The sequence below is a fragment of the Streptomyces sp. WMMB 714 genome, assembly GCF_900090125.1.
Lineage (GTDB): Bacteria > Actinomycetota > Actinomycetes > Streptomycetales > Streptomycetaceae > Streptomyces > Streptomyces daqingensis.
Map to the genome: position 1 here is coordinate 524,401 of NZ_FMHJ01000003.1, position 14,612 is coordinate 539,012.

The following is a 14,612-nucleotide window of genomic DNA, read 5'->3' on the forward strand; positions in this document are numbered from 1 at the left end:
TCACACCAGACGGCCGGCGGTCGCACGGTGCCGTCCCCCGCACCGCACCGTGCGTCCGCCGGCCCCGCAGGAAGGACGTCATGACTCCGACGAGCGACGAGCGCCCGGCCGACGAGCGCCCCAACATCGTGCTGTTCATGACGGACGACCACGCCGTCCCGGCCATCGGCGCCTACGGCAGCGTCATCAACCGGACCCCGGCCGTCGACGGACTGGCCGCCGGGGGCATGCGGTTCGACAACACCTTCTGCACGAACGCGATCTGCTCACCCGCCCGGGCCACGCTGCTGACCGGCGCCTACAGCCACGTCAACGGCATGACCTCGCTCCAGGGCCCGGACCACACCTTCGACGCCACGCAGCCGAGCTTCCCGGAGATGCTGCAGGCGGCCGGCTACCAGACCGCGATCATCGGCAAGTGGCACCTCGGACACGGCGGCGACAGCGACCCCCGCGGTTTCGACCACTGGGAGATCCTGCCCGAGCACGGCGTCTACCACGATCCGACGTTCCTGACCGCCGAGGGCGAACGCCGGTACCAGGGCTACGTCACCGACATCATCACCGATCTGGCACTGGGCTGGCTCGACAAGCGCGACCCCGGCCGGCCGTTCGCCCTGCTGATCCAACACAAGGCGCCGCACCGCTCGTTCGAGCCCGCCGACCGGCACCGCAACCTGTACGCCGGCGAGGAGATCCCGGCGCCCCCGACGCTCCACGACGACCTGCGGGGCCGCGCGTCCGCCGCGTCCGAGGCGCGGCTCGCCATGTCCGACCTGGAGGCGCACGACCTCAAGGAGCCCGTGCCGGAGGGGCTTTCGGAGCGTGAGGAGCGCGAGTGGCGGTACCAGCGGTACATCAAGGACTACCTGCGCGTGGTCGCCGCCCTCGACGAGAACGTCGGGAGGGTTCTGCACTGGCTGGAGACGGCCGGGCTGTCGGAGGGGACCGCCGTCGCCTACACCTCCGACCACGGCTTCTTCCTCGGTGAACACGGCTGGTTCGACAAGCGGTTCATGTACGACCCGGCCATGCGCATTCCGCTCGTCATGCGCTGGCCGGGCGTCGTCGCGCCCGGGTCCGTCAACGAGGACCTCGTGGCGAACGTCGACTTCGCCCCCACACTGCTCGACCTCGCGGGCGTGGAGCCGCCCGCGCGGATGCAGGGCCGCAGCCTGCTGCCGCTGCTGCGCGGCTCCACGCCGGAGGACTGGCGGACAGGCGTGTACTACCGCTACTACATGCATCTGGACGGCGACCACCACGTCCAGGCCAGCTACGGCGTCCGGACGCGCACCCACAAGCTCATCCACTACCCGGGGCACGGCTCCGGGGCCTCCGGCGCGAGCGGCGAGCGCAGGGAACCGGAGTGGGAGCTGTTCGACCTCGCCGCCGACCCCGAGGAACTGCACAACCGCTACGACGATCCCGAATACGCCCCCGTCGTCGCGGAGTTGAAGGAGCAGCTGGCCGAGTTGCAGAAGCAGTACGGGGACACACCGGAGGGTGTGCTGCCGCTGGAACGTGGCCGGGGGTGAGCCGGCCATGTCCTCTCCGCCCGGCGGGCCCGGACCGCGGCCCGCGTGCTGCGCCCCGGCCAGGCCGCCCGCGCGACCGCCGTCGCCGAGCGGCCACGGCGCGGGCCACGGGCCGGGGCAGCGGGGCCCACACGCTCCGGAGGGACGCCAGCGCGAACCGTACGGCGGCTGGCGCCGGCTGAACGGCGGCCGCTTCCGCATGGGTTGCGAGGACGGGCCGTACCCGGCCGACGGCGAGGGGCCCGTGCGCGAGGTGACGCTCTCCCCGTTCTCCCTCGCCTCGACGGCCGTGAGCAACGCGGAGTTCGCCGCGTTCGCCTCGGCCACCGGCCACCGCACCGACGCCGAACGCTTCGGCTGGTCCTTCGTCTTCGGCGGCTTCCTGCCGCGGGACTTCCCGCCCACCCGCGCGGCCGCGTCCGCCCCGTGGTGGCGGCAGGTGTTCGGCGCCGACTGGCGCCACCCGGAGGGCCCCGCCTCGGACGTGGAGGGCCGCCCGGACCATCCGGTGGTGCACGTCTCGCACGGCGACGCCCTGGCGTACTGCGACTGGGCGGGAGTGCGGCTGCCCACCGAAGCCGAGTGGGAGTACGGGGCGCGGGGCGGCCTCGCCGGCATGCCCTTCCCGTGGGGCGAGCGGCGCGACCCGGGCGGCACGTACCGGATGAACATCTGGCGGGGCACGTTCCCCGAGACCAACACCGCGGCCGACGGCTACGCCGGAACCTGCCCCGTCGACGCCTTCCCCGCCAACGGCTACGGCCTGTTCAACATGACGGGCAACGTCTGGGAGTGGTGCGCGGACCGCTTCAGCACGGATTTCCACCTCGACGGCCCGCGAACGGACCCCGAGGGGCCCCCGGAAGGCGGCACCCGCGTGCTGCGCGGAGGTTCGCACCTGTGCCACGAGTCGTACTGCGTGCGCTACCGGACCTCCGCCCGGATGGCCAACACCCCTGACAGCACTTCCGGCAACACCGGGTTCAGGGTGGCCTGCTGACCTCTCATGCCCGGACGTCACAGGTTCCACCCGCACCTCTTGTATGCGCTTCCTGTAAGCGCATACGGTCACGGCGCACCGTCGTCGGCCAGTACAGGGACCCGTCCCGACCCCACGACCTCACGGAGAGACCCAGACATGACGTCCCAGCCCTCAACTCCGCGCCGCCGCACCGTACTCGGCGGCGCGGGGGCCGTCGCCGCCGTCGCGACAGGCATGAACACCGCCCCGGCCGCCGCTATCGCCCCCGCCGCCGGCGGTGTCCTCGGCGACAAGGGGAAGCCGTCGGTCACCTACCGCAGGAAGCGGCTGCTGATCGACGGCGAGCCCGTCCTGATCCTCGCGGGCGAGATCCACTACTTCCGGCTCGAGCGCTCCGACTGGCAGTCGCGCCTCGACCTGGCGAAGGAGGCGGGGCTCAACACGATCGCCACCTACATCCCGTGGATGTGGCACGAGACGTCCGACGGCTCCATCGACGTCACAGGCCGCACCCGCGAGGAGCGCGACCTCGGCGCCTTCCTGGACCTGTGCCTCGACAACGGCTTCCACGTCATCGCCCGCCCCGGCCCCTTCACGATGGCGGAGCTGAAGGGCGAGGGCGTCCCGGCCCGCGTGCGCGAGGAGCACCCGGAGATCGTCGCGAAGGGCTGGGACGGGCAGAAGGACACCGCCCAGACCGTCGACTACCTCGCGCCCGCCTACCTCAAGGAGGTGCGGCGCTGGTACGACGCGGTGATCCCGGTGATCGCGAAGCGCAAGCACCGCAAGGGACGCCCCGGAGTCATCGCCTGCCAGCTCGACAACGAGATCGGCATGCTCAACTGGGTCAGCAACCACCCCTCCCTCTCCGACGGCGCCCTCGAGGACTTCAACGGCTGGCTCGACGAGACGTACGGCGACAAGCTCTCCGACCGCTACCCGTTCGCGGACGCCCCCGCCGGCGAACGCGACAAGGCGATCCGCGCTCCCAAGGACGCCTACTCCCCCGCCCTCATGCACGACCTGGGCAAGTTCATGCGGGGCCGCTTCGCCCGGTACGTCAGGGCGCTGCGCAAGTCGGCGGAGGGCAACGGGCTCACGGGCGTGCCGTTCCTGATCAACATCCACGGCACGAGCGACGGCGGCGCGAGGAAGTTCCCCATCGGCATCAGCCAGTTGATGGAGACGTGGTCGGGAGAGCCGGGCGTCTTCTCCGGCTCGGACTTCTACCTCGGCGGGCTCACGGTCAAGAACGTCACCGACCTCTACCTCATCAACGCCTTCACGGAGTCCGTGCAGGACGGCGACCAGCCGCTGAGCGCCCTGGAGTTCGACGCCGGGCACGCCGACTACGGCGACAACCTCGACAACCAGGAGGACGCGGAGAGCGGCGACCTCAAGACGCGGCTCTGCCTCGCCCAGGGCGTCAAGATGATCAACTACTACCTCTTCTCAGGGGGGTTCAACCCGAAGCTCGACAAGCCCGCCGGCGACGGCAACGACCGCATCGGCATCACGGGTGAGCGCCACGGCTTCTCCGCGCCCGTCGACCCGGAGGGCAGGAAGAACCTCAGCTACGAGCCGCTGAAGGAGACCGTCCACGCCGTCAACGGCCTGGCCGGCGCCCTGGCGGGGATGGTCCCGACGTACGACGACGTCGCGCTCGGCTTCGTCCCCGACCACTACCTGACCGAGTACCACCCGCCGGAGCGCGAGAGCGCCGACGCGATCCTCGCGGACATCGAGGAGATCAGGGGCTTCGGCCCGCGCGGCGCGCTCTCCCGGGCGATGCTGCTGGGAGGGTTCCGCTACCGCGCCCTCGACGTCCAGTCGGCGGAGCTGGACCCGGACCGTACGCCCGTACTCGCGCTGGCCACCGGCGAGAACCTCGCAACAGGCGTGCAGCGCAAGCTCGTCCGGTACCTGAGGGCCGGCGGCAAGCTGCTGCTCTCGGGCAAGCTCCCCGTCGCCGACATGGCGGGCCGCAGGAGCACGGACCTCGCGGACGCGCTCGGGCTGAAGGCCGGGAAGACGATGACCGACGCCGACCGCTTCTGGCTGTCGGCGACCTCGCACGGCTGGGCCGCCCCGCGTGCCGAAGTCCGCATCGCACGGGCCCAGTTGTGCACGCCGTCCAGGGGCGAGACGGTGCTGGAGGAGCTGAGCACCGGCAAGGGCTGCGGTTTCGACATCCCGGTGGGCAAGGGCCGCGCCGTCGTCGTCACCACCGACTACCGCTGCGACCTGGACTTCTGGATGAGCGCCCTGAAGGCGCTGGGCGCCTCTCCGGCGCTGACCCACAGCCCCACCGACCCGGGGCTCTTCCTGCTGACGACGCGCGACGACGACGGCGGGCGCCTGCTGCACGCCCTGAACGTCACCTCGGGCCTGGACCAGGTCTTCACCGTCTCCGAGAAGGGCAGGGCGCTCTTCGGCGGCGAGAAGCTGCGGATCCCCGGTCGCAGCGGGGCGATGCTCCCGCTGGACCTCGACGCCGGCGGCGGGCGGATCGCGTACGCCACCGCCGAGATCACCGGCATCCGCAAGGGCGAGGTCACGTTCCGCGCGGTGGGCGGCGGCGAGTCCGTGGTGGCCGTGGAGGGCGGCGCCCGGTGCGAGGGCGCCAAGTCCTCGCGGGAGGGCGGCCGTACGGTGCTGCGCGTGCGGCGCCCCGAGTTCACCGTCCGGCTGGGGTAGGACGCGGCCCGGGCCTGCGGCGTACGGCGGTGAGCGCCGTACGCCGCGGGCCCGGCGCGCATGTGCCCCTATGCCTGCCGGGTCCGCGCGGGCGCCGAGTCGAGCTCGCCCAGCTCGTCGGCGAGGATCAGGTACATCGCGTGCGACCAGAGCAGCGGAGTGGCGTTCGGGCCCCAGCGGTCCAGCCACTCGGCTTCGCGCTCGGGGGCCAGCCGCCGCCCTTCCGGGGCCTGTTCGGGCAGCAGCCCGTCCCGCGTGAACTGCCCGTCGATCCAGTGCAGCAGCGCCCGCGCCTCCCCGGTGCGGCCGGTCCGCGCGTAGTGCCAGCCGAGCAGCCCGGAGAGCACCGGCCAGCGGCCGCCTCCGTAGAAGGTGTCGTCCAGGTAGCGGTACACACCGCCCTCGTGCAGCAGATCGCGTTCGACCGCGGCAAGCGTCCTCTCCGCCGGCTCGCCCCCGACCAGGCCGAAGGGGGTGAGGGCGCTGAGCAGGCTGGCGTCCACCGCGCCGCCTTCCCCCATCCACTTGACGAGATGCCCGTCGCGTACGCCCTCCCGCCGCACGGTCGCCGCGACGTCGTCCGCCGCCGCGAGCGCGCGCTCCGCCGTCCCGCCGTGGACGAGTCCGGCGGCGGGTGCGGCGCGCAGTCCCGCTTCGATGGACGCCAGCGTCGCGCCGTGCCTGCGGTGGCTGTCCTCCTCCCACCAGTCGAAGCACGGCGTGTTCCAGGAAGCCGCCAGATAGTCGCAGGCCAGGCGTGCGGCCTCCCGGTACGGTGCGGGGTCGGCCGAGTGGCGCCGCAGATGTGCGGCGAGGAGGTGCAGCCAGGTGCCGTACCCGTCGAGCTGGAAGTTCCACCAGCCGGTGTCGCCCTCGTCGTCCCCCTCCAGCGTGTACCGGGCGGGCAGCCAGTCGCCGGAGGCGGGTGCGCCGCCGGAGCGCAGCGTGCCGACGAGGGCCTCGATGCGCCCGGCTCGCGAGGTCAGGACGCGGGCGCACCACTGGTGGAACGCGCGGGCGCTGTCCGGCGCCCCGGCACGGTCGGCGCCCTCGGCGATGAACGCGCCGTCACGGAACCAGGAGTACCCGTAGACCTCGAAGGAGGGGCAGGCCGGGTAGCCGCCGCCGGGGTGCTGGTGGCGAAGGATCACGTCCACCGCTGCGCGGCGGGTGCCGGGGAGGGCCTCTGTGGTGTGCGGGTCGGCAGCCATCGCCATCTCCTGTGTATGCGCTTACATCAGTGCAGCCGCGACCTTACCGAAGGCCGGGCGGGCCAGGAAGGGGCGGGCACCCGGCGACGGCCGCGGCCCGGGCTCCCGCAGCGCCGTTAGCGTCCGCCCCGTGCGGGTACCAGGGGCGACGCGATCGTTCCGCCAGATCCAGGAGGCACCGCATGTCCGAGTCCGGTACGGAGCACCCCAAGCACCGGCAGCCCGAGCCCCCCTTCCCCTCGCAGGACGACGAGCACCCCGGCTACACCGACCGCATGGAGCCCCGTCCGGACCACGGCGAGGACAGCTACCGGGGCAGCGGCCGCCTTCAGGACCGCAAGACCGTCATCACCGGCGGGGACTCCGGCATCGGCCGTGCGGTGGCCCTCGCCTTCGCACGCGAAGGCGCCGACGTACTGCTGACGTACCTGCCGGAGGAGGAGGGCGAGGCGCGGGAGACGGTGCGCCTCGTGGAGGAGGCGGGGCGCAAGGCCGTACCGGTGCCGACCGACATCAGGGAGGAGCGGGAGTGCCGGCAGATCGTCGACAAGGCCGTCGACGAGTTCGGGCGCATCGACGTGCTCGTCAACAACGCCGCCTACCAGATGTCACGGCCCGACGGACTGGACGCGATCCCCACCGAGCAGTTCGACAGGGTCGTCCGCACGAACCTCTACGGCATGTTCTGGCTGTGCAAGATGGCGCTTCCGCACATCCCGGAGGGCGGGAGCATCATCAACACGACCTCCGTCCAGGCGTACAAGCCGAGCCCGCACCTGCTGGACTACGCGATGACGAAGGGCGCGATCGTCACGTTCACCCAGGGCCTCGCCGGCAACCTCGCCGAGCGCGGCGTCCGCGTCAACGCCGTCGCGCCCGGCCCCGTCTGGACGCCGCTCATTCCCGCGACGCTCCCCGACACCGAGGAGTTCGGCAAGCAGAGTCCGCTGGGACGCGCCGCACAGCCCGCCGAGATGGCGCCCGCGTTCGTGTTCCTCGCGTCGCAGGAGTCGAGTTACATCACCGCGGAGATCGTCAACGCGACCGGCGGCACCCCGCTCCCGTAGGGCGGGGCCGGCCGTCCGCGCGCCGGGCGCTTCGGGCCCGGATCACAGCAGCCCCTCACGTGCCGCGGTCGAGAGCATGCGGCCTCCTCCGTCGGGACGGCCGAGGACGTGCAGCGTGAAGTCGGGGTCGCGGCAGTCGGTCAGCAGGGTCAGACCGGGTATCGCGCTGAGCACGGGTGCGAGGGTGCGGCCGGTGCGGTGGTGCTCGGGCGCCGGGTGGTTCCAGTGCACGGAGACGAGCGTGCCGCCCGGCTCCAGCGAGTCCACGGTGCGGGTCAGCACCTCCCGCAGCGTCAAGTCGTCGAAGTAGTAGAGGAGTTCGGAGAGCACTATCAGCTCGAAGCGGCCGTCCGGCCACTCCTCCGGGACGGTGAGCTGCGAGACCCTTACGTGCGGCAGGTGCCTGGTGCGGGCAGCGGTCAGTTCGGCGGCCGCGGCGACCCTGTCCGTGGCCAGGAGGCTGTCGCAGCGCTCGGCCAGCCGCCCGGTGAGGACGCCCACCGAGCAGCCGGGCTCGAAAGCGGTCCGGTACCGGCGCTGCGGCAGGGCGGCGAGAGTGTGGTCGTACTTGCGCTGCGCGTACCACTGCTCCGTGACGCTCCACGGATCGCGTGAGTCGCTGTACAACTGCTCGAAGTAGGCGTTGGGCGTGTTCATCGACGACCACCTCGCGTGCTGCGCATCCGGTGCCCCGCTGCGGAGTCGCAGCGGGGCTCCCCAGAGCTTCGCATCGCGTGACGAAGGTCGCATCTCCGGCGGGGCCCGTCCCGCCCGGCGGCTCCCGTCAGGAGGCCGCCTTCGCGGCGGACCGCTGCGAGCCGGCGACGGCCTCGGCCAGCTCGGAGCGGTTCATCCTCGAGCGCCCGGGGATCTCCAGCTCGCCGGCGCGCTCGTACAGTTCCTGCTTGCTCAGACCCTCGAGCTCACTGCGGGCCGGCCTCTTCCCGGCTCCCGCCTTCGCACCGCGTGCCGCGCCGCCACGGCCCTTCCCGCCTGACCCGCCTGCCCCGCCTGCCTTCGAGCCGCCCGTCCTGCCGCTTCCGCTCCTGCCACCGCCGGACCGGTGCCCGGCCCCTCCGGACCCGCGCCGGGAGCCGCGCGACCCCCCGGACCCGCGTTTGCCGCCCCGGGAGCCGCGGCCGGTGCCCGCCTGGTCGACGCTCCGCCTGAGCGCCTCCTCCAGGTCCACCACGTTGGTCGCCTCGGGCGGCGCCTCCTCCGTCACGACCTCCCGGCCCTGGTGCTTGGCCTCGACGAGTTCGCGCACCTTCGTCTCGTAGGTGTCCTCGTAGTCCTCGGGCCGCCAGTCGATCGCCATGGCGTCGATGAGCTGCTTCGCGCTGCGCAGCTCGTTGCCGCGGGTCCGCTCGCGCTCCGGGAGCCTCGGCAACTCCTCCCGGGGGTCGCGCACCTCGTCCGCCCAGTGCAGGGTGTGCAGCTCCAGCACCTCGCCCTGGGCGCGCAGCGCCACCAGGTACTCCTTCGCGTGCATCACGAAGGTCGCGACGCCGGCCTTGCCCGTCTCGGCGAGCGCGCTGCGCAGCAGCCGGTAGACCTTGCCGTACTCCTCGCCGCGCGGTGCCAGGTAGTACGTGCGGTCGAAGTACGCGGGCTCCACCTCTTCCAGGTCGACGAAGCCGCTGACCTCGATGACCTGCGACTTTCCGGGAGCGATCTCGTCCAGCTCCTCGGGTTCGACGACGACGTACTCCCCGTCCCCGAGGTCGTAGCCCTTGACGATGTCCTGGTAGTCGACCTGCTTCCCGGTGCGCTCGTTCACGCGCCGGTTGCGTACGCGGTCGCTCGTGCCGCGCTGCAGCTGGTGGAAGTGGATCGTGTGGTCCCGGACGGCGGCGAACAGCTGCACGGGGACGGTCACCAGACCGAAAGTGATCACTCCGCTCCAGATCGGGCGTGCCATCGCGTCGTCTCCTTACGGCCGTGTGCGGTGATCGTCGGAGGCCGGCCCTCCACCGGCGCGCCGGGGCCCGGCCGCGCACGCTCCGGGTACCCCCTCACCGCGTCGCACCACGTCCGCGTCAGGTGGGCCGGTGGTGCGACACGGCGACGACCGTGAGCGGTCCGCGTACGGCTCTCGCCTCAGGTGGCGGACGCACCGGCCGGGAAGCGTTCCCACACCCTGTGCTCCTCCAGCAGCGCCACGACATGCCGGAGCACGGCCGAGGGGTCGCCGCCCGTGACGACGCCCGGCGCTCCGGCGGGGACGCCGGCTGCCGCGAAGACCTCCGTGCCGGTCCCCCAGCCGCCGAGCGCCTTCGCGTGCCGGTACGCCTCGGAGAGCATCTTCAGCACCCTGGGGTCGGGGGCTGTGCCGTCGCGTCGGGCCTGTCCCGCCTTCGCGTCGCGGGCGCCGTAGGCGTCGTCCCCCTGCGCCGGCACGCCCGCGACCAGCAGCGCGTCGAACTCGACGGAACGGGCGTTGGCGAAGGTGCGCTGGACGGTGAGGGGTTCGCCGTCCTCGCCGAGGCTTCCCCCGGCCGGCGCGACGACCAGCGGCACCATGCCCCCGTCGAGGATCGAGCTGCGCAGCGCACGTACGGCGTCCAGGTCGCCGGAGCCGTCGGTGACGATGCCGATGACGCGGCCCGCGGTGGGCCAGCTGCGACCGAGCTGCGACAGCGCGGGACTCGGCGCCACCTCGGCGAGGGGCCCGGACGGCTCGGGGGCGGGAAGGCCGAGTCCGGCCGCGACCTGCCCGCACAGCTCGGGGTCGACGTCGGCGAGGACGCGCAGGTTGCGCTCCTTGACGGTGTCCTCGTAGCACTTGCTCAGCTCGAACGTGTACGCGGCGATGACGTGCTCCCGCTCCACGGGTGAGAGCGAGAGCCAGAACCGGCGCGGGTGGCTCGTATGGTCGGCGAACGAGGCGGGGGCCTCACGGACCTTGGCCGCTCCTTCCGGGAGTTCGACCGGGACCTCCACGTAGCCGCCGTCCCCGGCACCCGTGAGGAACGGGCACCCTCCGTCGAGGGAGTTGGGCCGGTAGGGAGCGACACCGGCGTGCACGGCGGTCTGGTGCATGCCGTCCCGCAGCATGTCGTTGACTCCGGCGTGCGTGCGGTTGACGGGCAGCTGGGCGAAGTTGGGGCCGCCGAGCCTGCTGATCTGGGTGTCCAGATAGGAGAAGAGCCGGCCCGCGAGCAGCGGGTCGTCGGTGATGTCGATGCCCGGCACGAGATGGCCGGGGTGGAAGGCGACCTGCTCCGTCTCCGCGAAGTAGTTCGACGGGTTGGCGTCGAGCGTCATGAGGCCGATGGGCTGAACGGGCGCGGCCTCCTCCGGGACGATCTTCGTCGGGTCGAGCAGATCGATGCCCTCGAAGGTCTGCCCGGGGTTGTCCGGGAAGGTCTGGATGCCCAGCTCCCACTGGGGATGGGCGCCCGCCTCGATCGCGTCGGCGAGGTCCCGCCGGTGGAAGTCCGGGTCGACGCCGTTGATCAGCTGGGCCTCCTCCCACAGCAGGGAGTGCACTCCGAGCGCCGGCTTCCAGTGGAACTTCGCCAGGGTCGTGCCGCCGTCGGCGTTCACCAGGCGGAAGGTGTGGACTCCGAAGCCCTCCATCATCCGGTACGAGCGGGGGATGCCGCGGTCGGACATGTTCCAGATGGTGTGGTGCGTGGCCTCGGTGTGCAGCGAGACGAAGTCCCAGAACGTGTCGTGCGCGCTCTGGGCCTGAGGGATCTCGCGGTCGGGATGCGGCTTGCCGGCATGGATGACGTCGGGGAACTTGATCGCGTCCTGGATGAAGAAGACGGGGATGTTGTTGCCCACCAGGTCGAACGTTCCCTCGGAGGTGTAGAACTTCGTTGCGAATCCGCGGGTGTCCCGCACGGTGTCGGCCGAGCCCCGCGAGCCCAGAACGGTGGAAAAGCGCACGAAGACCGGCGTCTCCGTCCCCTCGGCGAGGAACGCCGCCCTGCTCACCGAGGCGGCCGTTCCGTAACCGCGGAAGTGTCCGTGGGCTGCCGCGCCGCGGGCGTGGACCACGCGTTCGGGGATCCGCTCGTGATCGAAGTGCATGATCTTCTCGCGGAGATGGTGGTCCTGCAGCAGCACCGGCCCCCGCGGTCCCGCCTTGAGCGAGTGGTCGCTGTCCGGCAGCCGCAGGCCCTGAGCGGTGGTCAGACGCGACCCGGTCTGTGCGCGTACGGCGGGATCGGCGTCCACGGACTCGCCGGTGGGCGAGTACATCGCCGGGCCTTCCTGGTCCGGCTTGGGCGGCAGCGGATCCCTCGGGATGACGGGCTCCTCCGACTGCGGCGGTCGGGGGCCGGGCCGTCCCGGGATCTGCGCATCCCGGGCGGGACGGTTCCTGCTGTCTCGAGCTCGACGGGTCTCTGACACCGGTCCTCCAACAAGGGGCGCTTTCTTCTGGCCGGACTGAGCAGGGGTATCCGTGGAGAGTGCCGACAAACGGCGCATACGGTCCGGAACGTGACCCGTTCAGTGCACACGCCGCACCCGGCGCGCGGCGCGAACTCGTACGCGTCAGTGGTGGAACGCCGTCGCGACCGAGGCCGGACGTCCGAGGGGAGCCTGCTGGGCGCGCAGTTCGGGCAGCAGCGCGCGGAGATCCTCCTCGAACAGTTCGCCGAGGTCGGAGGTGAACCCGTTGCGGCACACCACGCGCAGGACGGCCAGGTCCTCGCGGTGCGGCGGAAGGGTGTACGCGGGGACGAGCCAGCCGCGCTCCCGCATGCGGCGCGAGACGTCGAAGACGTCGAAGGCCGTGACGTGGGGGGCGGTGGTGAAGGCGAAGACGGGAAGCTGCTCGCCGCGGGTCAGCATCCGGAAGTCCCCCGTCGCCTCGATCCGTCCGGCGAGCTTCCCGGCGACGTCGCGCGCGCTCTGCTGGACGGCGCGGTAGCCGCTGCGCCCCAGCCTCAGGAAGGTGTAGTACTGCGCGGCGACCTGCGCGCCCGGCCGGGAGAAGTTCAGCGCGAAGGTCGGCATCTCCCCGCCGAGGTAGTTGACGCGGAAGACCAGCTCCTCCGGCAGGGCGTCCGCGTCCCGCCACAGCGCCCACCCCACACCGGGGTAGACCAGGCCGTACTTGTGGCCGGACGTGTTGATCGACGCCACGCGCGGCAGCCGGAAGTCCCACACCAGGTCCGTGTCGAGGAAGGGGGCCACCATCCCGCCGGAGGCGGCGTCCACGTGCACCGGCACGTCGAAGCCCTTCCGCTCCCGCAGATCGTCCAGCGCCCGGCACACCTCGGCGACCGGCTCGTACGACCCGTCGAACGTCGAGCCGAGCACCGCCACGACGCCGATGGTGTTCTCGTCGCACAGCTCCGCGGCAGCCGCCGGATCGATGTGCAGACGCTCGCCCTCCAGGGGCACCTGGCGGGCCTCGACCTCCCAGAAGTTGCAGAACTTCTCCCAGCACACCTGCACGTTGGCGCCCATCACCAGATTGGGCCGGGCGCTCGCCGGATATCGGCCGCCCGCGCGGCGTGCCCACCGCCGCTTCAGCGCCATGCCGGCGAGCATGCACGCCTCGCTGGAGCCGGTGGTGGAACAGCCGACGGCCGACGCCGGGTCCGGCGCGTTCCACAGGTCGGCGAGCATCGCCACGCAGCGGCGCTCCAGTTCGGCGGTGCGCGGGTACTCGTCCTTGTCGACGATGTTCTTGTCACGGCACGCGGCCATGATCCCGTCCGCCTCGGGCTCCATCCAGGTCGTCACGAAGGTCGCCAGGTTCAGGCGGGCGTTGCCGTCCAGCATGAGCTCGTCGAGGACGAGGCGGCCTGCCGCGCGCGCCGTCATCGGATCGTCGGGGAGCCGGTGGCGGGGCGGCTCGACCCTCATCCCGGCGACGGGGTCGGCCACGCCGTAGAGGGGGTTCACCGATGAGAGGTCCCGTCGCGCGGGACCCTCGTCGCGGCCGGCCGGGCCCGGGTGCAGCGGCATCGTGGTCAGCGCCTCCCTTGCTGCAGCCCGCGTGCGGAGGGTCCGGCGTCGAGGGGCTGCTGCCGCGAACTTACGGCGGCCCCGCCCACGGTGCCCGCGCTGCTGCTGCGTATGGGGGTGCCCGGGACGGCCGAGGCGTCCCGGGCGACGAGCGGGCGGGTGCGCCGTCCGTACGGGCAGCCCGCCGTCGGTACCCCCTTCGGCCGGTGCCCCGTCCGTCAGGGCTTGATCGCCACTCCCGCCCAGAGCCCCACGGTCGCGTCGTCGACGGCGTCCTGCTCCGTGCCGATGCGGGCGGCGCCGGGAGCGTCCGGGCGCCACCGGTGCGGGACCTCGATGCCCGGCGCGACGAGGTCGAGCCCCTCGAAGAAGCGGGCGAACTCCTCCTTGCTGCGCGCCTGAGCCGTGGTGCCGCTGCTCCTGTAGACCTGGGCCACCTTGTCCATGGCCTCGGGGTCGAAGTCGCCGGTCCCGTGGGAGAGCACGAGCGCCGACCCCGAGGGCAGCGCGTCGACGAGGCGCGCGACGACGGCGTGGGCGCCCGACTCGTCGGGCACGAAGTGCAGCAGCGCCAGCGCGCTCAGGGCGACGGGCCGGGACAGGTCGAGCGTGCGCGTCAGCTCCGGCGCCCGGAGGACCGTGTCCGGCCGGGTGACGCTGGCGTGCACGTAGGCGGTGCGGCCCTCGGGCGAACTGTCCATCAGGGCGCGGGCGTGCGCGAGGACGATGGGGTCGTTGTCGACGTAGACGACGCGGGCGTGCGGGTTCTCGTCCTGCACGACCTGGTGGAGGTTCGGCTCGGTCGGTATGCCGGTGCCGATGTCCAGGAACTGGCCGATGCCGTACTCGGCCGCCAGCACCCGGCCCGCCCGGTGCATGAAGGCCCTGTTCGTCCGTGCCGCGACCGGTGCGCCCGGCCATACGGCCATGACCCGGTCGCCTGCCTCACGGTCCGCCTCGTAGTTCGACTTCCCGCCGAGGTAGTAGTCGTAGACGCGTGCCGAGTGCGGCTGGTCCACCCGCAGGTCGAGCAGCCCGTCGGGGTCGTCGTTGCTCCCGTCCGCCATGTGCCGGTCCTCCTGCCGCCCAGCCGCGGGGCTTCCGCATCCCGATGTCTTTCCTGCGTGGCGCCGTCACACACCGCCCGCGCAGGGGCAGTTGAGCGGGGGAGGGGCGCCGGCGG

10 protein-coding genes are annotated in these 14,612 nt (G+C 72.3%); 4 read left to right on the forward strand and 6 right to left on the reverse strand.

Annotated elements, in window-relative coordinates:
- Positions 1–80: 80 nt before the first annotated feature.
- The 3 genes from H181DRAFT_RS07615 to H181DRAFT_RS07625 all read left to right on the forward strand — a co-directional run bounded on the left by H181DRAFT_RS07615 (position 81) and on the right by H181DRAFT_RS07625 (position 5,217).
- On the forward strand, positions 81–1,538 hold the full coding sequence (locus tag H181DRAFT_RS07615; protein ID WP_045863424.1) for a sulfatase family protein: 1,458 nt from the start codon (positions 81–83) through the stop codon (positions 1,536–1,538).
- Positions 1,539–1,716: 178 nt separating this feature from the next.
- A complete protein-coding gene (locus tag H181DRAFT_RS07620; RefSeq protein ID WP_045863569.1) occupies positions 1,717–2,538 on the forward strand; it encodes a formylglycine-generating enzyme family protein in 822 nt (273 codons plus the stop codon).
- A 138-nt stretch (positions 2,539–2,676) separates the two neighbouring features.
- A complete protein-coding gene (locus tag H181DRAFT_RS07625) occupies positions 2,677–5,217 on the forward strand; it encodes a beta-galactosidase (RefSeq protein ID WP_052708490.1) in 2,541 nt (846 codons plus the stop codon).
- 68 nt (positions 5,218–5,285) lie between these two features.
- On the opposite strand, the gene H181DRAFT_RS07630 is transcribed toward H181DRAFT_RS07625, so the two are convergent.
- A complete protein-coding gene (locus tag H181DRAFT_RS07630; protein ID WP_045863425.1) occupies positions 5,286–6,428 on the reverse strand; it encodes a glycoside hydrolase family 15 protein in 1,143 nt (380 codons plus the stop codon).
- 182 nt (positions 6,429–6,610) lie between these two features.
- On the opposite strand from H181DRAFT_RS07630, the gene H181DRAFT_RS07635 reads away from it, so the two are divergent.
- Positions 6,611–7,495 carry an SDR family oxidoreductase gene (locus H181DRAFT_RS07635; protein WP_045863426.1) on the forward strand — a complete coding sequence of 295 codons (885 nt, stop codon included), beginning with the start codon at positions 6,611–6,613 and terminating at the stop codon, positions 7,493–7,495.
- Between the two features lie 42 nt (positions 7,496–7,537).
- Here the strand turns inward: H181DRAFT_RS07635 and H181DRAFT_RS07640 are convergent, their stop codons facing one another.
- The 5 genes from H181DRAFT_RS07640 to H181DRAFT_RS07660 all read right to left on the reverse strand — a co-directional run bounded on the left by H181DRAFT_RS07640 (position 7,538) and on the right by H181DRAFT_RS07660 (position 14,496).
- The gene (locus H181DRAFT_RS07640) at positions 7,538–8,152 is read right to left on the reverse strand and encodes an SAM-dependent methyltransferase (RefSeq protein WP_045863427.1); all 615 of its coding nucleotides are present in this window, start codon (positions 8,150–8,152) and stop codon (positions 7,538–7,540) included.
- A 127-nt stretch (positions 8,153–8,279) separates the two neighbouring features.
- Entirely contained in the window at positions 8,280–9,416 is a 1,137-nt protein-coding gene (locus H181DRAFT_RS07645) for a non-homologous end joining protein Ku (RefSeq protein ID WP_045863428.1), read from the reverse strand.
- Positions 9,417–9,595: 179 nt separating this feature from the next.
- Positions 9,596–11,707 (reverse strand): catalase, encoded by a 2,112-nt coding sequence (locus H181DRAFT_RS07650; RefSeq protein WP_302622628.1) that lies wholly within the window; start codon positions 11,705–11,707, stop codon positions 9,596–9,598.
- A gap of 297 nt (positions 11,708–12,004) precedes the next feature.
- Positions 12,005–13,429 (reverse strand): glutamate decarboxylase, encoded by a 1,425-nt coding sequence (locus H181DRAFT_RS07655; protein WP_045863430.1) that lies wholly within the window; start codon positions 13,427–13,429, stop codon positions 12,005–12,007.
- A gap of 218 nt (positions 13,430–13,647) precedes the next feature.
- Positions 13,648–14,496: an SAM-dependent methyltransferase gene (locus H181DRAFT_RS07660; RefSeq protein WP_045863431.1), complete on the reverse strand. Its 849-nt coding sequence runs from the start codon at positions 14,494–14,496 to the stop codon at positions 13,648–13,650.
- Positions 14,497–14,612 lie beyond the last annotated feature (116 nt).